We start from the raw sequence: 23508 nt of genomic DNA on the forward strand, positions 1-23508 counted from the left end.
TTTTAAATAACTTATTACTTTAATTTCCCCTCAAAAACAATTTTTCTACCGCACGGTTCAACTTCTGTTTTGCCGTTTTTCTTCACTTCATGAAAGATTGGCTCTTCCATGCGACGAGACGGTGCATAGCCTTCTTGTTCCATACGTGCTAAGCAGTCTGTAATTGTTTCGTTTTCGAGTACTTCAAATTTTTTCTTATTAGGTTGTTTTGTCATGCCCTAACCTACTTTCTATTTTTCTTGATGCGAATTGATTCTTCATGTAGATCATATATACCATTGCGAGAATTCCTATTATAATCATAACCGCAATGAAAAAGCTTGTATACTGTATTTTTTCTATAAATACGCCTCCTAATACAGGTCCCAGTATACTTCCTAAACTAAAGGCAATTCCAGATAATATATTACCTGCTGGCAATAAGTGTCTCGGTAATAAATCTGTCATAAATCCAAGACCTAATGAGAAGCACGATCCAATGACCATACCCGCTAATAGCATGCAGGCAAAGACAATCCAGTAATATTGATCAAATACGGCTGCAAGTAGAAAAATGCCCGTACTTATGCTGAACGTCCACGTTAAAATACGGTCCCTTCCGTATTTGTCACTTAATATACCGAGCGGAATTTGTGTAATAATGCCCCCAACTGCAAATGCTGGTAATAAGAAGGATACTTCTGAAACAGACCATCCTTTACGAAGCGCGTATACTGGTAAGTTACTATTTAACATTGCTTCGAGTACGCCATATGCAAGTGGCCCAAGTAACGCAATCCATCCTAATCCAACAACTTGTTTATAACGAGAAAATGATGATTCACTCTTCACTTCTCTTTCATCTTGCGCTGGGAATGCATTTTTCGTTGGCAGTAATAGGAGCCAACCTATTAGGCACAGTATAGTAGATATAATAAATGGCGTTGCAAGACCATACTGCACAGTGCTTGCTAAATACGGACCGACGGCAAAACCAATTCCGAAGAATACACCGTATATCGATACTTGTCTCCCTATTTTACTCGGGTCTGATGTTGTCGTAATCCATGTTTGTGTTCCGACATGCAGCATATGATCTCCGACTCCAACTAGAAATCTAAGGATAAACCATACCCAGAATGAAAAAGTTTGTGTAAAAAAGAATAATGAAATAATAACGAGAAACCCACCAATAACAATTATCGGCTTCATTCCGAACTTTTGCATCGGTTTTTCAAGAAACGGTGAAATAACTAATATCCCAATGTATAGTGCCGTCGCATGAATACCATTAATACTTGAACTAACCCCTTCTTGTTCAAAAATCATTGCAATGGCTGGTAAGAGCATACCTTGTGACAAACCCGAGATTGCTACAATCCCAACCATAATCCAAAAAGTAAAACGCATTGACATCCATTTCCCTCTCCTTCTCACGCTTTCCACCTTTCATTATAAACTGTTTCTTTAGATGCGTGTACGAATATTATCAATAAAAAAGAAGCTAAAAGAATGAACATTTCAGCTTCTTAACCTTCCCAAACTTGTGCTTTCACATTGTTATGGAATTGCTTGAAATACGGATGTTTATAAAAAGCAGTTTCATATAAATAATGATGCGAATGAACAATTGGTGGCTGTTGTATTTGTAGCGGAACTACAGCTGGTGAAACTTGCATATACAGCGGAGCTATCATCATTTTTGTATATACATGATGATTATATGGCGAATGCGCAATTAAGAGCGGATGATGCATGGATAATCTCCCCTTTTACCTACAATGTTATAGTATATGCAATACCTTTCATTTCGGGGATTATTTCTGTTCTAACCAATGCTCTACATGCTTTATAAATACATCTAAACAATCAATAAACGGTGAATGACCGCAATCTTCTAATATCTTCAACTCTGCATTTGGCAAATGTTTTGCTAATTCCTCACCGACTACTTGCGGTACGACGTAATCTCTGTCACCTTGTATGACGAGTGTTGGAGCTTTAATATGATGAATTTGTTTATTTCCCTCTACAACCCCGTTATGTTCATCCGAAATATTAAATGTAATGAGCGCATAATTCACATCTACGAAATTACGTTGCGTTAACATATCATCTAAATACTTTTCATAACGATCCGGTTCAGGTTGATTATGTGTATATATTAATAAATTCCATACTGTGCGGTAATATAGTTTATTCATATTTTTTATCGCATCTAGCACTGGTGCAATTTGTACTGGATCTTGCGCGATTTCTTCTTTCGTTTTTAATAGACTCGTTACGATCGGTTGCCCGTTAATATCTTTTTTAAAGATTGGATAGCCCTTCATTCCTACTGATTCTACTAAAATTAACTTTTCGACAAACGTTGGATGATTCGCTGTAAATTGCATCGCAACACCACCGCCCATTGACCAGCCCATTAATGAAAATTTCTCTAATTTTAATTGATCGATAAATAGTTTTACATCTCTTGCAAAGTCTTGTAATGAATCTATCGATTGATTATATGTTGATTGACCAAATCCTCTTAAATCAAGAGCGTAAATATGGTATTGATCTTGCAGCTTTTCAATAACTAAATCCCAATGTTGTGACGATGTCATGTTCCCGTGAATGAGCACAAGAATTTCTGTATTTTGCCTTCCAACTTCCTGATACGCAATCGTTTCTCCGTTCGATAGTGAAACAAACTCCATTGTTGCAGGCTTAATCATCACAAGTTCCCCCATTCTTTTTAATAGAAAGAAAATTCTTTACTTACTTAAAGAATAACACGCAGAATGTATGTTCTCAACAAAAAAGCTATACGAATTTTTTACATAAATCAACATGTCTATTACTAGACAATTAAAATAAAAAAGTATATAGTTAGCTAGGTAACTAATTTGAAAGGATCTAACTATATGGACGAAAAACAACATTTTTTTCACATTGTCAGCCAGACTTCTCGCAAGTTTACGAAGAAATTTAATGAACGCGTATCTCCAACTGGGTTATTTAGTGCGCAGTGGGCTGTTATTTTCCGTATCAATCAAACTGGTTCTTGTACGCAAACAGAATTATGTCAGTATTTAAATGTTGAATCACCAACGATGACCCGTACGTTAACACGTATGGAAACGATGGGCTGGATTATTCGTACAGAAGGAAAAGATCGCCGTGAGAAGCTCATTTCGTTATCAGAAACAGCGATAAAAATGATTCCGGTATGGCAAGAAGAAGTTGATACTTTCGAAGAAAAGACGCTAGAAGGTATTAACGAAGATGATTTACATCAAGCATTTCAAGTGTTACAACAAATCATTAAAAATTTAGATTAAATTGGAGGGATGACGATGCAAAGTGAGAAACTTTGGACGAAGGATTTCCTCGGAACTTGTTTTAGTAGTCTATTTCTCTTCTTAACATTTTATATGCTTATGACTACTTTACCTGTCTATGTAATAGACGGCCTAAAAGGAAAACCTGAGGAAATTGGTTTAGTTGCAACTGTTTTTCTTATTTCATCTGTTTTATGTCGACCATTTACAGGAAAATGGCTCGATGATTTAGGAAGAAAGAAAATATTATTTATTTCACTTTCATTATTTTTAGCCGCCACTGTTATGTATTTCGGTGCGCAAAGTTTATTTTTATTACTTGCCCTTCGCTTCTTACATGGTATTGGGTTCGGTATGGCAACAACTGCAACGGGTACGATTGTCACAGATGTTGCGCCAGCTCATAGACGCGGCGAAGCACTTGCCTATTTCGGCGTATTTATGAGTCTGCCGATGGTAATTGGTCCTTTTTTAGGTTTAACAATTATTTCTCATTTTTCATTTACAGTATTATTTATCGTTTGTTCCGTATTTTCATTGCTTGCATTTTTATTAGGACTACTTGTCAATATTCCGCATGAAGCACCAGTAAAGAAACACAAACAAGAAAAAATGAAATGGAAAGACTTACTTGAACCATCTTCTATTCCGATCGCTCTTACAGGATTTGTTTTAGCCTTTTCTTATAGTGGCATTTTATCCTTTATTCCTATTTATGCAAAAGAGCTCGGTTTAGCTGACATTGCAAGTTACTTCTTTATTTTATACGCACTTGTTGTTGTAATTTCTCGTCCATTTACAGGTAAAATTTTTGATCGCTTCGGTGAAAATGTACTTGTTTACCCAGCTATCATTATTTTCACAATTGGGATGTTCATTTTAAGCCAAGCACAAACTTCATTTTGGTTCCTTGGTGCAGGTATGTTAATCGGTTTAGGCTACGGAACATTAATTCCTAGCTTCCAAACGATTGCAATTTCTGCCGCTCCAAACCATCGACGTGGTTCTGCGACAGCTACGTACTTCTCATTCTTTGATAGTGGTATTGGCTTTGGTTCTTTCATTTTAGGTATCGTCGCAGCGAAATCAAGTTATCATAATATGTATTTTATCGCAGCTATTATCGTTGCCTTCACTTTACTTTTATACTATGGATTACACGGACGAAAACAAAAATTCAAGAAACAGCGTACAGACGGACAAATATCCGCTTAACGTAAATAAGGAAAGTAAACTTATCCGTTTACTTTCCTTATTTTGTATTTCTTTTAATTGAAGCGTATACTTATAATAGAAATAAAAAGGAGGGACCGATATGAAACTTAAAAAATCTCCCCTACTCTTACTCATAATCACATTCCTATTTGTAATTACAGGGCTCGGTTTTACATACTTCAAGCACAATAAAACAATCCCATCGAAAAATAACGTGACGAAAAAAAATTGGCTAGATGATCCGTACTTACGCTGGTCGTACACGCATATGAAAGAATTCACTTTAATTAACGAGGTAAATAATAACCCTAATCAAATTTCCCACTTCCCTACTGCATTGCAAAACTTAGACGATTTTGCTGTGGAACGTAGATTTGGAAATACAACTCCTCTAAAAAAACTTTTAGATGATAACAAAACGGATGCTTTCGTCGTTGTACATAATGGACAACTTGTATATGAACGATATTTCAATGGATATAAAGAAAGTGAACCTCATGGTATGGCATCGTTAGCAAAAGTATTTACCGGGGCAATTATACAATCTCTCGCTGAAGAAAACCGTATTGACTTAGAAAAAACAGCTGACACATATATAAAAGAATTAAAAAATACACCGTTCGGTAATGCCTCGCTTCAGCAATTAATGGACATGCAAGTGTCTGCAGAGTACCCGACTCACGGATATGAACATCCAGCTTTAGAAAATCAAGATGCACAACTATATTTAGCGAGCAATATTTTACCCCGAGGTAAAAATTACGACGGTCCGATGAAAATTTATGATATGTTACGAGAAGCAGAAGAAACTGCACCGCCTGGTTCCGATTTTTCTTACGATAACGGATCAGCGGAAACACTCGCTTGGGTTATTCGAACGATCACTGGTAAATCATTAGCTGAAAACGTTAGTGAGCGCATTTGGTCTCAAATTGGTATGGAAGAAAACGGGTATTACGTAACAGATGAAACAAAAGTTGAACAAGCTAGTGCTGGCTTAAATGCAACTGCTAGAGATATGGCGAGATTCGGACAATTATTATTAAATAACGGGGAATATAACGGAAAACAAATTCTCCCTTCTTCTATTACTGAAGATATAAAAAATGTTCAAGAAGGCGAACTTGCAGTTGGCCCTGGAGCTTCCATTTCTTATCATAATCAATGGTGGATTCCGCACAATGAACAAGGTGCTTTTGAAGTGTTAGGTAGTTACGGACAAACACTTTACATCGATCCGAAAGCAAACATGGTTATCGTCCATTTTTCTTCTAACGCTACGCCAAGCAATGACATACATTCAACATACTCAAATATGTATGTTGATATTGCACATCATTTAGAGAAGCTTCCACAGTAGTGAGATCAGGAGTTTAAACCTTGCACAGTTATGACTATTTAATTGAACACTCTATCTGTTGTGTTGAAACATCAATATATCTAAAAAAGGAGCTCTCTTGATAAAGAGAGCTCCTTTTTTTATTTCTTCTTCTTTTCTGTCGGTTGACTTTGTTTAGCGAAATTAGATGAATCATCGAAATTTGGTTGCTTTTTACCAGCATTATTACTTCTACCTTTTCCCATATGTAATGCACCTCCCCTCATCCTTACTATTCCCAATAAAAAAATCCTCTTGCATCCAGAAGTTTTTTTATTGTCCCTTATTCATAAGGCACCACTGTTCTCGTAGTACTTCCAACCCTTTCAGTTAGAGAAGCTTCCACAGTAGTGGAAGCTTTTTATTGTTGGAGTGTTTTATTTAAACCCACTACCCTCATCACGTTTATTCATAATGAAACTTTTTATTAGCAATCCAATAATACGTTACGAAGAGTGTCAATAAAATCCACACTATAGTTAGTAATCCAGTAATTATTGCGTTTGAATTTACTCCCCCCGTAACTAACGTTTCCATTGCATACTTACTCATACTGGCTGGATTAAGCAGATCCATTATTGGATTCAAACCGACGATTACTCTACAGGCTAACAGGAAAACAATTGAAATTAATGCAATCATACCTTGACTGTGAAAAATAGCACTTATCATTGTTGTGAAAGATACGATAAAAAGAATCCAAATTAGATAAAATAGTAATCCAGTAATTAGGTGTGCAAATGGAACGGCAGTAAAAAGAAAATTTACATATAGATAAGAAGTTACGTATCCAATTGTTACACTACAAGCTACCATTAAATAGTTTGACACTATTTTCCCACCTACATATGAAGTAACAGTAACGGGTCTTGTTAAAATAAAAGCCAACATACCATTTGCTTTATCTGTTTGAATAGTACCCATCATAGAAATCACTAGAATCATAAGTCCAAGCTGATCAAACTGAGATCCCAAAGTACTCGCTAATACTTCACTCCCTTGTTGCGCTGCTATATTCGGATCAATAGTAATTCCCTGTCCTCCACCTAACGCTTCTAAAATTGATGGTAAATAATGAGTTACTATCGGTTGTGTTGCGCCTAAAAATATAAAAACAATTGGTAGCCAAATAATCTTAAAATCACGTAACATTTGAACACATTCTTTTTTTATCAATACAATTGAGTTATTCATTTTTGCACCACCAATTTCAAGAAAATTTCTTCTAAAGTATCGTTGCTCATTTCAAATTTAACGATGTCCACTTTATGTTCGAGTGCATTTTGCAGTAACATATTTTTGTTTATTTCGATACTTTGAACCTTCACTTTGATTTTAAGCCCAACCACTTCTACGTCCTTCACATACGGTAATTTTTTTACAACTTCAATCCACTTTTGATCTTTAGTTGTTATTTCAATAATCAATTTATTTTCACTATTACGGTGTAAAAGTTCCGTAATCGTTGTGTCTTCTATTTTTGTTCCATCTTTTATAATGACAAATCGTTCACAGATTTCTTCTGCATCGCTTAATATGTGGGTTGATAATAAAATCGTTGTATCTTTTTTTATTTCTTCAATCAAATTCAATACTTCCCGCCGGCCAATCGGATCTAATGCGGATACCGGTTCATCCATGACAATCAGCGAAGGTTTATGCAATAATGCTTGTGCAATACCTAGTCGTTGTTTCATTCCACCAGAAAATGTACTAACCTTTGCGTTTTCTTCGTTCCTTAGTCCAACTTTCTCCAAAATCTTTGGAATCAACTTTGACAATTCTTCTTTTTTCAATCCGGAAAGTTGGCCCATAAACGTAAGCGTTTCTCTCGCTGTCATCCAATAAAAAAAATTAGGATATTGAGGTAAATAACCAATTTCTCTTTTCATTTTTGATATTTTTATCCCATTCAATAAAACTTCACCAACAGTTGGATGAATAATATCCGAAATTACTTTTATTAATGTAGATTTCCCTGCTCCATTTGGCCCAATTAATCCGACGCATTCCCCCGCTTGCAGTTCCATCGAGAAATTATTGACAGCAATTTTTCCTTTAAATGATTTTGTTACATTTTTAATCTCTAGTTTCATAATTTCTCACTTTCCTTTCTCCCTATAACAAAGTAGAAAATAGGGCCCAATATATTAACGAAAAGAATAATGAACGTCCATACAAGTACATTTTTTCTTGTTTTTCTATGTCGGTATAAATCAATGAATGCAATGAAAACTAAAAGTACCCCCACTGCAATAACTGGTAATATAGTGGGTAGAAAAGCCATAATATCAATGTCTTTAAGATCATTCAATCCATAATGTAGTTGCATTATTGTCATTCCTCCCTAAGTTTATTCTCATTATTGATAATGATAAAACATAAACGAATGAATTGCAAACATTATTCTCATTATTTATAATGAGAATAAAAATACATAATAAATAAGGTGAGCGAATGAGTAATAAAGTTGAAATTTTAATGCATCCAGTAAGAATGAAAATTTGCCAAGTGTTAATGAGAAATAAGGAAAATGGGCTAACACCATTAGAAATGGTAAAAATCATTAAAAATGTACCACAAGCAACATTATATAGACAGCTACAAACTATGGTTGATTCTGGTATCGTCCATGTAATTAAAGAAAAAAAGGTGAAATCTGTTTCTGAAAAATATTACGCAATCAATGAAGAAGATGCAAAAATTGAAGGAAGTGAATGGAAAGGCTTATCTGATGATGAAAAGTTAAACTACATTTCCTACTACCAGTTATCACTTATGACACAATATCAAAGCTATCTTAAGAAATTAGAGGAACAAAACAGTCAAGAAGATAAGGCTACTTTTTCTGTAGTGGAATTAAAGCTAGATGAAGAACACTTTGGAAAATTTCAAAGCGAACTTAACGAATTAATGATTAAATACTACAATAGCCAAAGTAAAGACGAAGAAATTGAGGCTCCGGTTCAGACCATCGCTATTACAATTATTCCAGAAACGTAAACTCAATCAATATACATCATACAAGCCGATGCTTCCTTAACGTAGGAATCATCGGCTATCTTCATTTTGACTTTTGCTGTATAGTTAGCGAAAAAAAACTGATCTAGAAGCTGAAATGTTGTAGAATCTAAAATTCGAATGTGCTTAAAATTTTATCTATATTACATGAATTCTTTTCTCGCGTTAATCTTATACGATCCACACTCTCTCCAAACACTTTTTAAAAAGAAGCATGGGTAAAAAATTAGGGATCCACCAAGACATATCAAAATCTAAACGGATTGTCCAAAATGCTAGAGCTTGTAACCCTGAGCAAAAAGTTAAAATTAATGATAAAAACGCAAAGTGGCTCCAAATATGTATTTGTTTAGAATACATATACAAACTTAAAAGTCCCGTTAAAGAGATTAACAAATCCAAGGGTAAAAAAGACCAGTTCCATGCTACTAAAATAGGATCTTCATAATCTTTAAACAAATATTCTTGCGGTATTATATGAAAAATTGTTATGAGCCACTATACACATGCCCATCAACTTAAGAATTCAGGATTACCCCAAAACCAAAAAATAAGCAATTTTGTTACAAGCTAGCACAAAAATTCGTTTTTGGGTTACTAAAAAATTTTAGTTTGATAACTATGTGGTGAGGGGCTACCCCCAGCATTTCGGAGCCCCTCACGCCAAGCAAAAAATACAATAAGTCGCAATTCAATGTATCTAGAAATTTATGAAAATGCTTTCCAGATTGCTTAACTGGAGTGCTTTTTTAATTCTCATGATTCTCGATATAGAAAATCAATAAATAGGATCTACTTAACATTAGCTCCCGTTATCAGTAATTGGATAACTACTTAAAACCGAAAAAGAATTTGCCAATTTTTTTGCAAAACTCAATGGTGGTTCAATAGATTGGATATGAATATACATAATCAATGGTTTCATATATAACCAATGATTATGTAAGGCGCTAACAATAATCCCTTGTTGAACAATTGATTGCATAAATAAAGGAACTTCTTCTTGTAAAATAGCGATTTCTCCAAAGTTCAACGCATTGCCATTTTGATCTAACGATTCAAAAGATATCCCAACCGGTATCACTGAGGTGCTTGGTCGTCCTTGAACCAGCACTTTAATATTACGACGCAAGGAGACAGAACAAACACCCTGATTTATGTTGCTTTTTCCATTAAGAATTTTAGCAAATTGTTCACAAAGAAAATTAAGGTTGTTCATAAATCTTATACCCCTTTCTTATCAGATAAAAGTTACTATATAAGTATTAATACTCGTCCATTAGCTTTTATATAAGTAATTTAAGTAACTCTTATTTAGATAATAAGAAAACAATACATATCATATTCACTTCTCATTTAATTTAAAAATACAAAAAATATATTTTTAGGATGTTCTTAAAATATTAATACTTGTCGACACATGATTGTTTTTCCTCAAAGAAATCATCATTTAAAAAAGTTATGATTTTCTGGACAGGTAAGAGTGATACAGGATCTTGTAGGTAGAAAACATATCCCAGTAATTCAAATCAGTTCATATTTATCCAGTTATTACTCTTTAAGGGAATCCAAACTCTTTTTGATAATTCATATTTTATTCGATTTCAAAAAATATACTCTGTATCAAAACATTCAACATCATTATATTTCCTCTTACATTCATGTCTCTTTTTATTTCTTGAGAAACTTGACAACAGAACCGAGATTAATTCATCTACACGAACTATTTAATGCTATTGAACCTAATAAATTCTTTTACAATGATACATACTATCCTTATAGAAATCGTTATAATACGAACACGCAATTTTAAGAGGAGGAGCTACTTATGTCTGAACATATAGAGATTATTTTGAGAACACTGTTATCTTTCTCGATTTTATTTATCGGAGCTAAAATATTAGGAAAGCAGATTATCGCTGAAATGAATACCTTTGATTTTATTGGTGCTATCTCTATTGGAAGTATTATTGCAAATTTAGCATTTAATTTAAATGTAAAAACTCATCATGCAGTTATAGCTTTTCTTATTTTAGTATTTGTCATTTTAATGGTTAGCTATATATCCATGAAAAGTCGGATAGGCAGAAAGGTATTTGCTGGAAATCCAACAGTCATTATGGAAAACGGAAAAATTTTAGAAAATAATATGCGGAAAATGCGCTATTCTCTAGATTATTTAAACCAACAATTAAGAGAGAATGGTATTTTTAATATTGAAGAAGTTCTTTATGTCGTAGTTGAAACAAATGGTAAAATATCTGTTTTGAAAAAACCTGAATATCGTACTGTTACAAAACAAGATTTAAATATACCAACAAAAAAAGAGTGTAAACTCCCCATCGAGCTAATTATGGATGGAGAAATTATGACAGAAAACCTAAGGCAAAACAATCAGACGGAGTTAGAATTACAATGTGCGCTAAAAAAACGTAACCTTAGCTACAAAGATGTTACGTATGCTGTACTTGCAGCAAATGGAAACATTTATGTTGACACATATAAAGATAATATTACTTCTCCAATGGACCAAGAATAGGCTATTTCTTAAAAACACAGGTGAACATATATTAGCCTATCTCGAAGTAATAAAACCTCTCCATAACAAAAATTCTATGCAGTATTGACTACTGATAATGATGCATTATGTTAACCGAGCATGAATAGAACATTCATCATTTTTTCTCTTGTATTCACTTATACTAGAATTAAACTAGTCTTCAAACCAAAATAACACTTCAATCGGTGCTTTTAAAACTTTTGCAATATCGTAAGCCAATTTTAATGAAGGGTTATATTTTCCGTTTTCGAGATTACCAATTGTTTCTCTTCTAACTCCAACCTTATTAGCTAAATCTCCTTGGGACATATTTAACTTTACCCTATATTCTTTCATCCGAGTAATCAACGTCATCCTGCATCCCTTTCTTTTCTCTACGTTCAAATATTTCTAAATTAATTACAAAAGTAACTAATGGTATTCCAACTGCAAGTGCAACGAATAATCGAATTACATGTATATCTGCAAAAATAACAATACTTAAGATTAATAAAACACCTGATACTAATGATACGAAAAATGCTTTTGTGGCAGCAATGCGAACATGTAGAATAAAAAGTTCATCTGGTATAACTTTTGCATATAAAAAGAAAGAAAAGAAAGCGAAAAAGTAATATGTAAATGAAGTTTCACCTAAAAATGAAAGAGGACCTAAAAACCCTAGAAATCCAATAAATCCTAAGTAAGCTAGTTTATTTTTCATATAAATTCTCCTTTGTGATATATTTCGCTCTTTATGCTATAAATATATCACATAAAGAGCGAAATAAAAAGGAATTGAAACTTTATATCTTTGTTTCAAACCAATACTTTTAACTTCCGTTTTCGAGAATTATGTAAATGAGCTGTCCAAATGGATGGCTTATTTTATTTTTTTCTTAGCGTGGTTTTTTTTCGATTATCTTAACTCCAAAGTGACAATCATTGTTAAATCAATGGTTGTCACTTTGTTTACATGTATTCAATGTAGTTTTAAGTTGTTCAATTAACTCTGTTCGAGGAAAATTTATACTAATCCGGATTTATAAACAAAAAACTAGTCAATAACACTTTATTTTCGTGTTATTGACTAGTTTTTTGGTTTATTGCATTATCGATCCCCGTGAGCGGAACAAAAAAGGTTTGAGTCTCTTTGTCTGGCTGCTTTCGACCAGCTGTCCCGACGGTCGGATTCACATCGGCAAGTTCGTCGGCACACACAGCCCCCGCCATCAGCGGACGCAAGCTGCCATCTCCCAGCAAATTTTCGGCTTCCGGTGGCGGTGCATGTCCGTTTCCGTCAACACATTGATCGCCCATCCGTCAAACAACCGACGCATATCTGCTTCGTCAAAAAAACGTTTCCGCCGCCCCTCATGCTCGTAATAACGGGGTTCCAATTCGATGCCCTGGCCGGCACCGTAATGAACATCGCACGTGGAATTCAAGCGGGCTAGCAGCAATCCGCCAGTGCCGACAACTCTCGCAATTTCGCTAACAATAGAAACAGTATCGTCCCAGTGAAAATAATGCAGGGACAAATCCGCGACAACCGCCCTCGCGCTACCATCCGGAAACGGCAATCCTCCTGTCATATCGAATAGGTTTGTTTCAACGCCTGGCACATATTTGCGTATAATCGCCAACGACTCAGAGGAGAAGTCGCAGGCGATGACCCGATAACCTCGTTCTGTTAAAAACAAAGAGTCGCTGCCATATCCGCAGCCAAGATCAATGACCGGTCCATCTTGGGCCAATTCTAGCATCGGCTCGTATTTTTCCAGCCAAAAATCTACTTGCGGCTTGCCGAGATTCACATCGGCAAACACCTCGTTCCAATGTTCAGCTTCTGAACGTCTCGTCATGGTCAGAACCTCACTTTCTGCGGAGAAGAGCGTAATAATTAGATGCTTGCTATCATTTTGACAAAAGGAACTCTTCCTTCTTTTCGGTGTACAATGAATTAGAACTGTTATTAGTAACTGACTAAAATTTAACTTTTTACACTAATTTCCATTTACTATAAAAATAAATCAATTGAAAGAGCACTATAACAACAGAAACAAAAGTAATAAGCAAAAAAGTAGTTAATTCTAGTTGTACAGAAGATAATATAAATAAAGCTAAAGCAACTAAAGGGATTGAAAAAACAGAATTATAAAAACGTTTTTTATGTATTGAATTATACTTTCTAGTTTCACACGTATTATTAACCACTAATGAATCACCTCAATATTTTCAATCGTGTGTAAATTTATTGTAAAGATGGAAAAGTAATGCATGTAAATATATTATCATACAATCCCTTTATTCGTCTAAAATTTCTGATTATTAAAATGTTTCAAGGATGATAAATTCTCTTTATTGATACCTAAAGTTATTTAAAATGAAATATTGGGTTCTATTACAAAGATTCTCAAAAACCGTTAAACTCTAAAAAAAAGTCATGAGGAGAATACTGCGTAGGATATTATTTTGGTTATTTTTGGTTTGATAACTGAAAATTAAAACTCTCCAAACGAGAAAGATTTGTAATTTGCCAACCTTTCTTGTTTACTATCAATCAATTTTAAAAAAGAAAAATTTTCGTTTAGGGGCTACTTTAAAATCTTAAGTTAATGAGCATGGGGTACCGCCAGCATTTCAGAAAAAACCACGCTAAGAGAATCCATCTGAAAAAAGAGCCGAATTTTACCCCGTTAAGAGTAAATCGGCTCTTTCATAAGAAATTGATGTGTTCCCAACCTAAAGGCCATATATACGGCATTAAATCTTCTCGAAATTCGCCTGTACGTTTTAATTCTTCTACGGCTTTTTCCATATAGACCGCATTCCATACACTTATCGCATTAATAATAATGTTAAGTGCACTAACCCGTTGTAATTGATCTTGAAGGGATCGCTCTCTAAACTCTCCCCTCTTTCCGAAAAATATGGCTCTGGCTAAAGCATTTGTGGCTTCACCCTTATTTAAGCCTTTTTGTATTTTTCTTCTCACCGATTTACTTGAGATATAGTCTAAGGTAAAGATAGTTTTTTCTATTCGTCCCATTTTACCAAGGGCGGTCGCTAATTTTTTTTGATTACTTAAAAATCTTTCGCAAAATTTTAATTTTGTCCCTATATGGCGGAAATACAATCCCTAAGTCTATCCTTGAGCTTTTCTTTAAAATGCTTTTACGATGTGTAAAAGCATCAAAGCTATGTTTCCCATGATAGGCACCGAACCCCGCACTTCCTACTCCACCAAAAGGCAAGTGAAGATTAGCCATATGTGACATTGTATCATTGACGCATCCTCCTCCAAAAGAAATCCGGCTTAATACTTGTTTTTCAACGCTTTTATTTTCAGTAAACACATACAAAGCTAGCGGTTTAGGATGGTTGTTAACCATATGGATAACCTCATCTAAATCGATGTACTCCATAATTGGTAAAATCGGCCCGAAAATTTCTTCTTTCATAGCTGCAACATCCCATGATTTTACTTCAAGAAGTGTTGGTTCAATATATAAATGACTTCTAGATGATTTACCACCAAATATTATATGACTTTGGTCTTGTTCTAATATAGAAATAAGTCTATCGAATTGTCTCTCATTGACAATTCGACCATAATCATTGCTTTTTAATACATCTGATCCATAAAAGCTTGTGATGATTTCTTTCATTTTCGAAATCAGTTTTACCCTAACAGATTCGTGTACAATAACATAATCAGGTGCAATACAGGATTGCCCAGCATTTATGAACTTTCCCCAGATAATCCGTTTGGCAGCTATATTGAGGTTAGCTGTTTCATCGACAATAGCTGGTCCTTTACCACCAAGCTCTAATGTTACTGGTATAAGATTTTTCGCCGCAGCTTCCATAACAATTTTTCCAACTTGAATGCTACCTGTAAAAAAGATATGGTCAAATGGTGCATGAATTAATAAAGAAGTTATTTCTCTGTCTCCTTCAATTACACGAATATATTGCTTATCAAATGTTTCACTTATCATTTTGTTAATTACCGCTGAAACATTGGGTGCATTTTCTGAAGGCTTGAGAACTACACAATTTCCTGCCGCTATTGCCCCGATAAGAGGTTCCATTAATGATTGAAATGGATAATTAAAAGGTCCAATAATTAGCACTGTACCATAAGGCTCTTTTATTATGTAGCTTTTGGAAGGTAAAGAATGAATAGGTGTTTTTACTTTTTGAGGTTTCATCCACTGTTTTAAGTATTTCATTATAAAATTGATACTGTTATAGGCGAAACCAATTTCTGCAGCATATGCTTCAAACTCACTTTTGTGTAAATCTTGATATAATGCATTCAGCACTTGATTTTCATATTTTTGAATAGAATTTTTTAGCTGTTCTAACTGTTCAAGCCGGAATTGAAGACTTCTTGTATGATCATGATGGAAAAATTGTTTATGTTCTTGAATAAGTTGTTGAATATTATCAACCAATAGGGAACCCCTCCAATAGCAAGAAAATATTTACATACTATGTACATCAATTTTAAAAACAATTTGTATTACAAAATCCCAATCTATTTATTGTACGTATTGGTTAGACAAATCATTCTTTCTATTAGGGGGCACCATATATGCCCATCAACTTAAAAGTGTAAACAAACTGAACTTTTGTTCAGCCGGATTAAAACATTCTTAAAATAAAAGTATATTCTTAAAAATGCGTATACCAAATAAACCCTAACAGGTTTCAATTTTTTAATTATGTAATTTTCTTTTGTTTTCTCAATCCATTATACTGATAAGCAACACACTAATATTTGTTCCAAAAAGTATGGATTTTGGACTGTATATTGGTACAATTTCAACACATTTAAATCTATTTTCTGTACGCTAACCGTAGAACTAGTTTAAATAGTTTACTAATAGAGATACAGCCACATCGCCATCAAGCTAATATTTTGAAGTACCCCCAAAATGAAAATTCCCTTTTTCTACAGTTAGTTATTTGGAGAAGTCTGCTCTTTTTTCGTTTTTGGGGTATTTCCTTTTCTTAAGTTGATGGGCATGGCCAATATACAACAAACCCAAAATCAATAATAAGGAAAAAATACTTTAATCGATTCAATGTATACGTTCCTCCACCATTTCTTTTTTCTTCGCTTCATGTGCTGCACTATTAAAATTTAATATTACAACTCCAATTAAAATAAAAAGAATTGCTAGTATCTTAATTATATTGATACTTTCTCCAAAATAAATCCAATTGTTGTAATTGTTACAATCCCCATACCTGACCAAACTGCATATGCAACGGACATCTCCATCCCTTTTAATGCAAATGAAAGAAATACAAAACTTACTACATAAAATACAAAAATAAGAATGCTTGGTACAAGTTTCGTTAATCCATCAGATAATTTCATCGCAGTTGTACCCGCTACTTCAAATAAAATTGCTAAACTTAAATAAATCCACTGCACTCTTCTCCCACCTTCTATTTTGAATTAGAAATTCCGTACAGTAACATGTCCATAATAGATTCAAGTATACTCCCCAATGTACTCACTTTTTTCAATAAACATAGGATCATATATACGATTCAGTGCCCCCAAATACACTTCAATAAAAAACGGAATTTGAATTTTTCTTATGCTTCCTTCCCTCATTCCCTCTTCTATTAAACCAATTACAGTAGACCAACCTTCACGTAAAAACTGATCTAATTTTAACCATTGATTATAATGATGTTTTTTTAGCTCTACTAATAAACGTGCATCCATGAATTGAAATTGTTGTGGAATGCAAATTAAAATGAGTCTTATTTTTTCAACTATTTGTAACGTATCATCTTCAGCGATATTTTTTTCCTTTTCTTGAATACTTTCTATTACATTACAAATAACTTCATCTACTATTTCATCTTTTGAAGAGAAGTGCTCATAGATTGTCCTCTTACTCACAGCTAATTGTTTTGCTAAATCACTAATTGTAAATGCAAACCCCTTCGTTTGAATTTGATGAATTGTTTCTGTTACTATTCTTTGCTTCATAATCCGCCCCCTGAACCGTTGATACCAATTTGGTTTTTTTAGTACCATTTCATTTCACAATATTTAACACAATCTATTCAACTAATTTTTATAATTTTCGAACTATTAATTTAAAATAAGTTAAACGTTAGAGCGATGAGGAGCATTCTTGCATATTCAACAATCCAGTGAATAATTGGATAACACTCATACATGAAGCTTTAAATAAAGTTAAATGCAGCTCTATAAGGCTATGTTGGTATATGTTCTTTTTTAGCTTGATGGGGAGAAACGCCGATTTACCTTCCACCTAATTAAAAAAGCGCCCTATAACCAGGGCGCTTTGCTCCAACCTAATGACTAATATTAGCAGTTGGGTATAATGTTGTTCCTCCAATTGAAACCTTTATTTCATTTGTTAATGGAACATTTTGTTCATTAATAATTGTTCTCCACCATTCCCATGCAAGACCTGTACATTCTCTTGCTACGATTTTTATATTTTTTGAATTTGGTGGAAGAGGGATAACTGTAGAGTAATGAGCCGTTTTGTCTTTGCCACTACCTTCCCATGTTTTATGTGTTAGTACTTCTTTCCCATTTTGATCAAATGTGAATTCATCCCAAGATACATCAAATTGAGCAACATATGCACCGTAATGATCAAGTGTCATTTTAGCACTTGAATATTCTGTAGTTGTCGTCTCGATATAATCTGTATTGTTATGAACAGCAGCAGTTGCATTATCTTTTAAGAAAGTGCTTGTATATGAAATTGGGTATGCTGGATTTTTAAGACTTAATTCAGCATTATCTTTAATGATATTTCGGATTTCATTGAAATCTTTTGTAACAACCTTGTTATGCTCTTTCGCATCTCCGCCTAATACTACAGCGGTAAAGGTACTTTCTTCAAAAATATCTTTATACTGTCCACTCGTTTCGACACTGTTATTTTTAAGTAAGGCTTTAAAAGCAGCTTGTACATCTTTACTCTTAGATGTTGTTTCTAATTTTACATACACCGTTCTACCATAAGCTACATTTGAAACCATAACAGGTGGAGCCGCATTACTTACTCCTTTACGAGTTAACTCACCAAAAGTAACACTATTATCAAAGAGATCAGATGGATTGTTTGGTAGTTCAGCACTTACAGTATAAAATATTTGTTTATATGCGGCCACCATCACTTTCTTTTCTCCATTTGCTACCGCATTAAAGTCAATATTTAGACTGTTATCAAGATATTTAGCGTTAACATTAAGAGCACTTGCGATTTGTGATTTACTATAAACCATGGATTCTGTATATTGCATTCTTGCAGGTAACGTATGTGTTGTAGAATACTTTTCATTCCAAGTAGATACTAAGTCGTCTACTGCTCCAGCCACATTACCATATGTCGGATCTTGAACAGTGATTGTATTTTCTTTTCTCATACCAGGTAAGTCTATACTAATATTCAAAGGCTTTCTCTTAGCCACTAATAAACTCGGTTGATTGTCTGCAAATGCTTTATTGGCAAGTTGTACAGCTCCTGGATACGTACGATTTACTACAGAATCAATAATCGAAATATCGACTGGTGACGTTGTAAGTGATTTTTTCTCGCGTTCCACTACTACAAATTTACCATTTGAATTGATACTTTCTTTCGGAACAAAACTCTCTACTTTATCACCATTTACAGCTAAAACCTCTTGATTATTGTATTTAAGATTTCCTATACCAGTATCAATACTACTAGCATTTTTAGTCATATCAGTTGCATTACCGGCTTGTGTTTCTGCGAAAGAAATAGATGAATAATTAAGAGTGCATAAACTAACTAATAAACATGCAAGGAACTTACTTCTTTTGGTATTTTTCTTAATATTCAGAAAAATCACCCCGTTCTTTTTTTAGTAAGATATAATAATGATTGATAAATGATAGCTAACGAATAAACTTACATAAACGCTTTTAAAAGTTCTTGGACTAACGGAATTACTCCACCTAAAAATTTCAAAACTGCCATTGCGATCTCCATATTACTTCCTCCTCTTTGTTGTATTAAGATGTGTTGAATATTTATGCTTTCATTATAATAAGCTTTTACATTTACATCAATTCATTTTTATATGCAATATTTCATATTGGGGAAAAAGCAACTTTTTCTGTCAAGGTGAAGATGCTACTACTCTTATTAAAAATATTTCAATCCCTATAAAAATATCGGAATTTTCAAATTATAAAAGGTTATGAACTAAAAACCTCGAATAATTGTAATACATATACATAAGGAGGTTGATCTATTTTGTTTCGTTCTTTTACTAATGGTTGCGTCGCCTTAGTGCAACGTTTCTTGCCAGAACCGTTTATTTTATCATGTTTATTAACTGTTTTTGTTATCTTCTTCGGCATGTTTGCAACGCACCAAACACCTGTCCAAATGATCACTCATTGGGGTGATGGAATTTGGGGACTTCTCGCCTTTTCTATGCAAATGGCACTTGTACTCGTGACAGGATCGGCTTTAGCAAACGCACCTCTTATTAAAAAAGGATTAACGAAAGCAGCAAAACTACCGAAAACGACTGGACAAGGTATTATTGCCATTTCAATCGTAAGTTTACTAGGGGCATACATAAACTGGGGCTTTGGTATTGTTGTATCTGTTTTATATGCAAAAGAGGTAGCAAGACAGTTAGAAGGATTAGATTATAGACTAGCCATTGCCTCTTCCTACTCTGGATTTCTCATTTGGCATGCGGGGCTTTCTGCTTCTATTCCTCTTACGTTAGCAACAGGCGGCGAAACATTAATTAAAACGACAGCTGGAAGTATTAAAGAAGCGATTCCAATCACAGAAACGTTATTCTCACCATACGCTCTCGTTCCGGTTATTATCTTTTTAGTTACGATGCCTCTCATAAATAAGGCAATGCATCCAGATGAAAAGCATACGATTACAGTGGATCCTAGCGTGTTCCATGAGGAAGCTGCGGCTCAAGAAGTAGAAAAAAATACGTTCGCTGAAAAAATGGAAAATAGTATCATTATTACACTTTGCGTTGGATTGTTAGGTCTCATTTATATTTTCAATTACTTTTATACGAAAGGTTTTAACCTTACTCTCGATATCGTGATTTTTATGTTATTAATTGCTGGTCTTATTTTTCACCGCACTCCAATTCAATATATTCGTGCTTTTTCAGATTCTACGAAAAGTGCTTCTGGCATTTTACTTCAGTTCCCGTTTTATGCAGGAATTATGGGGATGATGATTGGAGAAAATAGTGAAGGACTTTCACTTGGAGGAGCTATTTCTAATTTCTTTATTAGCATTTCAAACGAAACGACTTTCCCGCTCTTTACTTTTTTAAGTGCTGGCATCGTTAATATTTTCGTTCCATCAGGAGGCGGTCAATGGGCAGTGCAAGCACCAATTATGATTCCTGCTGGCGCTGAACTTGGTGTACCTGCTGCAAAAACTGCAATGGCCATTGCGTGGGGCGATGCTTGGACGAATTTAATTCAACCTTTCTGGGCATTACCGGCATTAGCGATAGCCGGTTTAGGCGCTCGTGATATTATGGGATTTTGCGTTGTGAACTTACTATATGCAGGATTTATCATAAGTCTATGTTTCTTATTTATTTAAACAAAAAGCTAGTTTTATACTAGCTTTTTTACATAATAAATCATTTATTTCCCATGCAATTTATAATCGTTCCCCACTCTATCTCCGTAAGATGTAATGACTCAAATGCAAAAAAATCTTCGCAAATTTTTCCGGTCAGGTGTGGATGTTCCCTCAAAAAATTCCACTGTAACGCTTTAGGAAGAAAATATGTTTCATATTCTTTACTTCCCCGTACTACTTCATCAACTTCTCTTTCACAAATTCCTCTTATTAAATAATCATTTCTTAACTCTATTTGAATTTGTTGAAACGTTTCACTACATTTTTTCAATTGAAGTAAACACGTAATATATGTACGAAAAAGTTCGTCATCATACCCACAACAGTTTATAATATGTTCCATTTCATTCATAATGTACGAGCCTTTTCTTCTATTTGTAATAACCACTTTTCCCGCTTCTCTCGTTTACTCGTTTTCACAGATTGAAAAACTGACCGTTTTATATCGTGGATGCCGCAAAAACGTAAAACACCTCTCTTCATCATAATCCAATCTGCGGATCGATATAATAGTGCGACATACCACAACGGTGAGTCTAATGTATTAATTACCCACGCCTTCTTACCTTTCAATAATCCTTTCGGCAGGGCACCTTCATATTTATAAGCAAATCCAGCTACAAAAATGCGATCAATAAACCCTTTTAAAATAGCTGGCATCCCCCACCACCATATTGGATAAATGAAGAGAAGAGTATCCGCTTCTTCCACTAACGTTCTGTACCGAGCTGTTTCTTCTTCATTTACTAAATCACGCCTTTTCTTCTCTTCATTAAAAACAAGGACTGGATCAAATTGTTCTTTGTATAAATCAAGTACCGTAACTGAATGATTTGTTTCCTGTAGTCCGTTTTGTACATGCTTTAAAATTGCTGCGTTAAAACTTGAAGGACTAGGATGAGCGTATACAATTAGTACATTCACTGCCAAACAACTCCCTCTATAAGTTAAAGTTTCCCCTTCTTTAACATCTTCTCTACAATTTGCACGTTTTTCGAACTTTGCAACAAACGATTTAATACTGTGAGTAACTCTTCCTTTTCTAAATCTTTCAATTTCTCTTTCACCTTACTCTCACCAGCATCTTGAATATCATAAACAACTGCCGCCATATGCTTGCAAAGATTCTCATACGGACACTCACAGCTACTTTCTGTAAAATCTTCGAGATTAATAATTACTTCATAGTTTCCCGCATTTCCAGTAACGAAAGCAAATATTTTTTTGTCTTGTATTTCAACATCTTCTACATGTCCTTCTTCATAATATTCATAACCTTTATCTATAATGTACTTAGGAATCCATTTCGTTATATCATGTAATAAGTAAGCGTACATAATAGCACCTCTTCCTTTAATTCCCTTTTGACTTCCACAACCACTGCATGTTATTCTAATAACTGTCAAATAGCAAGTCTATATGACAAAACGACTGACACCTATTCGGCGGAGGTGTCTCTTTTCATTTGCAGCCGATATGAAGTGCCTCTTTCAGGCACATTCAATCTTTGACACTACACACTCAACACCATTCCCTGTATCAGGCTGCTTTAGCAGTCTTTTACTCTACATACTTCAAAAAAAAGAGAGCTTAGCTCCCTTTTCTCGCCTTATAAAATACCCCTTTTTCAGTATACAGATATTCATCAGCTAATGTAATTTTCCCATCCAGTTTCAGTTCATCTAATAGCCTTGATAAATAAAATTGATGTAACATCTTTTTCGTGAATTTTCCTTCATGATGCGAAACGATATGTTCTTGAATATCTAACAATGATATCGGCTTATCTTGCTCTATCATATATTCATAAACTGTACTACGCAGTTTTACGTATTTTTCGAGTGTCACAGTAATGCGCAACCCCTTTCTTCTTAATATAAATTTTCGTAATCGGTTTTTTTGCAACAAAAAAACCTCTCCGATAAGAAGAAGTTACGTATATATCTTCGTCTTATCTCCCAGAACAAATATGTTCTGCTGGAATTAGCACCTGCATCGCGGTTGCTGGGTTTCATCGGGCCAGTCCCTCCACCTCTCTGGATAAGAAAATATTCACTTAATTCTTACTATACGTAATTTCATTTCAATTGTCAAACAAATATAACAAATTATATTTTCTCTCTTCCTGTTCATACTATACATATATGAATATGCAAGGAGGATTATGAAATGCATCAAAATGCTCGCGGATATGTACAAGATTCTTTTCAATCATTACAAGAAGCAAAACATTGTTTAGAAGAAGCATTACAGACTGTTGAAAAAGATTTTAATCGCGCTCGTATTGAGCAATCCCTTTATGCGATCGAACAAGCTATTCAACGCTGCGATTACACCGTTCACATTTTAGAAAAAGATTGA

General features: G+C 34.3%; 24 protein-coding genes, 4 pseudogenes and 1 riboswitch. Of the genes and pseudogenes, 7 read left to right on the forward strand and 21 right to left on the reverse strand.

Annotated features, from left to right (window positions below; all coding sequences use genetic code 11):
* Positions 1-14: 14 nt before the first annotated feature.
* The 4 genes from ATN06_RS16480 to ATN06_RS16495 all read right to left on the reverse strand — a co-directional run bounded on the left by ATN06_RS16480 (position 15) and on the right by ATN06_RS16495 (position 2714).
* On the reverse strand, positions 15-215 hold the full coding sequence (locus tag ATN06_RS16480; protein WP_000166305.1) for an NETI motif-containing protein: 201 nt from the start codon (positions 213-215) through the stop codon (positions 15-17).
* Positions 199-1395, reverse strand: a complete 1197-nt coding sequence (locus ATN06_RS16485) for an MFS transporter (RefSeq protein ID WP_060631545.1) — start codon at positions 1393-1395, stop codon at positions 199-201. Before ATN06_RS16485 ends, ATN06_RS16480 begins: the two co-directional genes overlap by 17 nt.
* Positions 1396-1508: 113 nt before the next feature.
* Positions 1509-1736, reverse strand: a complete 228-nt coding sequence (locus ATN06_RS16490) for a hypothetical protein (protein ID WP_060631546.1) — start codon at positions 1734-1736, stop codon at positions 1509-1511.
* Between the two features lie 60 nt (positions 1737-1796).
* Positions 1797-2714: an intracellular short-chain-length polyhydroxyalkanoate depolymerase gene (locus ATN06_RS16495; RefSeq protein WP_140350440.1), complete on the reverse strand. Its 918-nt coding sequence runs from the start codon at positions 2712-2714 to the stop codon at positions 1797-1799.
* A gap of 174 nt (positions 2715-2888) precedes the next feature.
* Here ATN06_RS16495 and ATN06_RS16500 point away from each other — a divergent pair, with 174 nt between their 5' ends.
* The 3 genes from ATN06_RS16500 to ATN06_RS16510 all read left to right on the forward strand — a co-directional run bounded on the left by ATN06_RS16500 (position 2889) and on the right by ATN06_RS16510 (position 5880).
* On the forward strand, positions 2889-3305 hold the full coding sequence (locus tag ATN06_RS16500) for a MarR family winged helix-turn-helix transcriptional regulator (protein WP_000343680.1): 417 nt from the start codon (positions 2889-2891) through the stop codon (positions 3303-3305).
* Positions 3306-3320: 15 nt separating this feature from the next.
* Positions 3321-4520 (forward strand): MFS transporter, encoded by a 1200-nt coding sequence (locus ATN06_RS16505; protein WP_060631548.1) that lies wholly within the window; start codon positions 3321-3323, stop codon positions 4518-4520.
* A gap of 100 nt (positions 4521-4620) precedes the next feature.
* A complete protein-coding gene (locus ATN06_RS16510; RefSeq protein WP_060631549.1) occupies positions 4621-5880 on the forward strand; it encodes a serine hydrolase domain-containing protein in 1260 nt (419 codons plus the stop codon).
* 423 nt (positions 5881-6303) lie between these two features.
* On the opposite strand, the gene ATN06_RS16520 is transcribed toward ATN06_RS16510, so the two are convergent.
* Genes ATN06_RS16520 through ATN06_RS16530 form a run of 3 tightly spaced genes read right to left on the reverse strand, consistent with a single transcriptional unit; the run spans position 6304 to position 8230 of the window.
* Positions 6304-7092, reverse strand: a complete 789-nt coding sequence (locus tag ATN06_RS16520) for an ABC transporter permease subunit (RefSeq protein WP_060631550.1) — start codon at positions 7090-7092, stop codon at positions 6304-6306.
* Positions 7089-7994: an ABC transporter ATP-binding protein gene (locus ATN06_RS16525; protein WP_060631551.1), complete on the reverse strand. Its 906-nt coding sequence runs from the start codon at positions 7992-7994 to the stop codon at positions 7089-7091. Before ATN06_RS16525 ends, ATN06_RS16520 begins: the two co-directional genes overlap by 4 nt.
* The gene (locus tag ATN06_RS16530; protein ID WP_060631552.1) at positions 7991-8230 is read right to left on the reverse strand and encodes a PLD nuclease N-terminal domain-containing protein; all 240 of its coding nucleotides are present in this window, start codon (positions 8228-8230) and stop codon (positions 7991-7993) included. The genes ATN06_RS16525 and ATN06_RS16530 overlap by 4 nt, the downstream gene beginning before the upstream one ends.
* Before the next feature lie 125 nt (positions 8231-8355).
* On the opposite strand from ATN06_RS16530, the gene ATN06_RS16535 reads away from it, so the two are divergent.
* Entirely contained in the window at positions 8356-8901 is a 546-nt protein-coding gene (locus tag ATN06_RS16535) for a transcriptional regulator (protein ID WP_060631553.1), read from the forward strand.
* A gap of 161 nt (positions 8902-9062) precedes the next feature.
* On the opposite strand, the pseudogene ATN06_RS16540 reads toward ATN06_RS16535, so the two are convergent.
* Positions 9063-9396 (reverse strand): annotated as a pseudogene (locus ATN06_RS16540) (DUF5360 family protein).
* Positions 9397-9721: 325 nt separating this feature from the next.
* On the reverse strand, positions 9722-10138 hold the full coding sequence (locus ATN06_RS16545) for a DUF1259 domain-containing protein (RefSeq protein ID WP_060631554.1): 417 nt from the start codon (positions 10136-10138) through the stop codon (positions 9722-9724).
* 609 nt (positions 10139-10747) lie between these two features.
* On the opposite strand from ATN06_RS16545, the gene ATN06_RS16550 reads away from it, so the two are divergent.
* Complete coding sequence (locus ATN06_RS16550) at positions 10748-11458, forward strand: DUF421 domain-containing protein (protein WP_060631555.1); 711 nt, start codon at positions 10748-10750, stop codon at positions 11456-11458.
* Positions 11459-11632: 174 nt separating this feature from the next.
* Here the strand turns inward: ATN06_RS16550 and ATN06_RS16555 are convergent, their stop codons facing one another.
* The 8 genes and pseudogenes from ATN06_RS16555 to alo form a co-directional block, all read right to left on the reverse strand.
* Positions 11633-11833: a helix-turn-helix transcriptional regulator gene (locus ATN06_RS16555; protein WP_000172689.1), complete on the reverse strand. Its 201-nt coding sequence runs from the start codon at positions 11831-11833 to the stop codon at positions 11633-11635.
* A complete protein-coding gene (locus tag ATN06_RS16560) occupies positions 11802-12182 on the reverse strand; it encodes a DUF3796 domain-containing protein (RefSeq protein WP_000791543.1) in 381 nt (126 codons plus the stop codon). Before ATN06_RS16560 ends, ATN06_RS16555 begins: the two co-directional genes overlap by 32 nt.
* 508 nt (positions 12183-12690) lie before the next feature.
* A complete protein-coding gene (locus ATN06_RS16565) occupies positions 12691-13323 on the reverse strand; it encodes a class I SAM-dependent methyltransferase (RefSeq protein WP_060631556.1) in 633 nt (210 codons plus the stop codon).
* An 857-nt stretch (positions 13324-14180) separates the two neighbouring features.
* Positions 14181-14546: pseudogene (locus ATN06_RS16570) on the reverse strand (Tn3 family transposase); the annotation flags it as partial.
* Entirely contained in the window at positions 14542-15921 is a 1380-nt protein-coding gene (locus ATN06_RS16575; RefSeq protein WP_060631558.1) for an aldehyde dehydrogenase, read from the reverse strand. The gene ATN06_RS16575 and the pseudogene ATN06_RS16570, both read right to left, overlap by 5 nt.
* 630 nt (positions 15922-16551) lie before the next feature.
* Positions 16552-16910, reverse strand: a pseudogene (locus ATN06_RS16580) (DMT family transporter).
* A gap of 14 nt (positions 16911-16924) precedes the next feature.
* A pseudogene (locus tag ATN06_RS16585) lies at positions 16925-17480 on the reverse strand (TetR/AcrR family transcriptional regulator).
* Positions 17481-17812: 332 nt separating this feature from the next.
* Complete coding sequence (gene alo, locus ATN06_RS16590) at positions 17813-19351, reverse strand: anthrolysin O/cereolysin O family cholesterol-dependent cytolysin Alo (RefSeq protein ID WP_060631559.1); 1539 nt, start codon at positions 19349-19351, stop codon at positions 17813-17815.
* A gap of 407 nt (positions 19352-19758) precedes the next feature.
* Between alo and ATN06_RS16600 the strand changes: the two genes are divergently transcribed.
* Positions 19759-21105 carry a short-chain fatty acid transporter gene (locus ATN06_RS16600; protein ID WP_060631560.1) on the forward strand — a complete coding sequence of 449 codons (1347 nt, stop codon included), beginning with the start codon at positions 19759-19761 and terminating at the stop codon, positions 21103-21105.
* 40 nt (positions 21106-21145) lie between these two features.
* Here the strand turns inward: ATN06_RS16600 and ATN06_RS16605 are convergent, their stop codons facing one another.
* The 4 genes from ATN06_RS16605 to ATN06_RS16620 form a co-directional block, all read right to left on the reverse strand.
* A complete protein-coding gene (locus tag ATN06_RS16605) occupies positions 21146-21499 on the reverse strand; it encodes a group-specific protein (RefSeq protein ID WP_060631561.1) in 354 nt (117 codons plus the stop codon).
* Positions 21496-22071, reverse strand: a complete 576-nt coding sequence (locus tag ATN06_RS16610) for an NAD(P)H-dependent oxidoreductase (RefSeq protein WP_060633156.1) — start codon at positions 22069-22071, stop codon at positions 21496-21498. The genes ATN06_RS16605 and ATN06_RS16610 overlap by 4 nt, the downstream gene beginning before the upstream one ends.
* Before the next feature lie 23 nt (positions 22072-22094).
* Positions 22095-22484, reverse strand: a complete 390-nt coding sequence (locus ATN06_RS16615; protein WP_060631562.1) for an SWIM zinc finger family protein — start codon at positions 22482-22484, stop codon at positions 22095-22097.
* Positions 22485-22737: 253 nt separating this feature from the next.
* Positions 22738-23055 (reverse strand): hypothetical protein, encoded by a 318-nt coding sequence (locus ATN06_RS16620; RefSeq protein ID WP_060631563.1) that lies wholly within the window; start codon positions 23053-23055, stop codon positions 22738-22740.
* A gap of 40 nt (positions 23056-23095) precedes the next feature.
* Positions 23096-23194, reverse strand: a riboswitch (SAM riboswitch).
* Positions 23195-23316: 122 nt separating this feature from the next.
* Between ATN06_RS16620 and ATN06_RS16625 the strand changes: the two genes are divergently transcribed.
* Complete coding sequence (locus ATN06_RS16625) at positions 23317-23508, forward strand: hypothetical protein (RefSeq protein WP_060631564.1); 192 nt, start codon at positions 23317-23319, stop codon at positions 23506-23508.

Origin of the sequence: Bacillus thuringiensis, from assembly GCF_001455345.1 — a bacterium.
GTDB classification, from domain to species: domain Bacteria; phylum Bacillota; class Bacilli; order Bacillales; family Bacillaceae_G; genus Bacillus_A; species Bacillus_A thuringiensis_N.

What these genes read in the sequence shown, in the direction of transcription:
- ATN06_RS16480 (WP_000166305.1), bottom strand. Translation starts at nt 215, where the DNA reads ATGACAAAACAACCTAATAAGAAAAAATTTGAAGTACTCGAAAACGAA.
- ATN06_RS16485 (WP_060631545.1), bottom strand. Translation starts at nt 1,395, where the DNA reads ATGTCAATGCGTTTTACTTTTTGGATTATGGTTGGGATTGTAGCAATC.
- ATN06_RS16490 (WP_060631546.1), bottom strand. Translation starts at nt 1,736, where the DNA reads ATGCATCATCCGCTCTTAATTGCGCATTCGCCATATAATCATCATGTA.
- ATN06_RS16495 (WP_140350440.1), bottom strand. Translation starts at nt 2,714, where the DNA reads ATGGGGGAACTTGTGATGATTAAGCCTGCAACAATGGAGTTTGTTTCA.
- ATN06_RS16500 (WP_000343680.1), top strand. Translation starts at nt 2,889, where the DNA reads ATGGACGAAAAACAACATTTTTTTCACATTGTCAGCCAGACTTCTCGC.
- ATN06_RS16505 (WP_060631548.1), top strand. Translation starts at nt 3,321, where the DNA reads ATGCAAAGTGAGAAACTTTGGACGAAGGATTTCCTCGGAACTTGTTTT.
- ATN06_RS16510 (WP_060631549.1), top strand. Translation starts at nt 4,621, where the DNA reads ATGAAACTTAAAAAATCTCCCCTACTCTTACTCATAATCACATTCCTA.
- ATN06_RS16520 (WP_060631550.1), bottom strand. Translation starts at nt 7,092, where the DNA reads ATGAATAACTCAATTGTATTGATAAAAAAAGAATGTGTTCAAATGTTA.
- ATN06_RS16525 (WP_060631551.1), bottom strand. Translation starts at nt 7,994, where the DNA reads ATGAAACTAGAGATTAAAAATGTAACAAAATCATTTAAAGGAAAAATT.
- ATN06_RS16530 (WP_060631552.1), bottom strand. Translation starts at nt 8,230, where the DNA reads ATGCAACTACATTATGGATTGAATGATCTTAAAGACATTGATATTATG.
- ATN06_RS16535 (WP_060631553.1), top strand. Translation starts at nt 8,356, where the DNA reads ATGAGTAATAAAGTTGAAATTTTAATGCATCCAGTAAGAATGAAAATT.
- ATN06_RS16545 (WP_060631554.1), bottom strand. Translation starts at nt 10,138, where the DNA reads ATGAACAACCTTAATTTTCTTTGTGAACAATTTGCTAAAATTCTTAAT.
- ATN06_RS16550 (WP_060631555.1), top strand. Translation starts at nt 10,748, where the DNA reads ATGTCTGAACATATAGAGATTATTTTGAGAACACTGTTATCTTTCTCG.
- ATN06_RS16555 (WP_000172689.1), bottom strand. Translation starts at nt 11,833, where the DNA reads ATGACGTTGATTACTCGGATGAAAGAATATAGGGTAAAGTTAAATATG.
- ATN06_RS16560 (WP_000791543.1), bottom strand. Translation starts at nt 12,182, where the DNA reads ATGAAAAATAAACTAGCTTACTTAGGATTTATTGGATTTCTAGGGTTT.
- ATN06_RS16565 (WP_060631556.1), bottom strand. Translation starts at nt 13,323, where the DNA reads ATGACGAGACGTTCAGAAGCTGAACATTGGAACGAGGTGTTTGCCGAT.
- ATN06_RS16605 (WP_060631561.1), bottom strand. Translation starts at nt 21,499, where the DNA reads ATGAATGAAATGGAACATATTATAAACTGTTGTGGGTATGATGACGAA.
- ATN06_RS16615 (WP_060631562.1), bottom strand. Translation starts at nt 22,484, where the DNA reads ATGTACGCTTACTTATTACATGATATAACGAAATGGATTCCTAAGTAC.
- ATN06_RS16625 (WP_060631564.1), top strand. Translation starts at nt 23,317, where the DNA reads ATGCATCAAAATGCTCGCGGATATGTACAAGATTCTTTTCAATCATTA.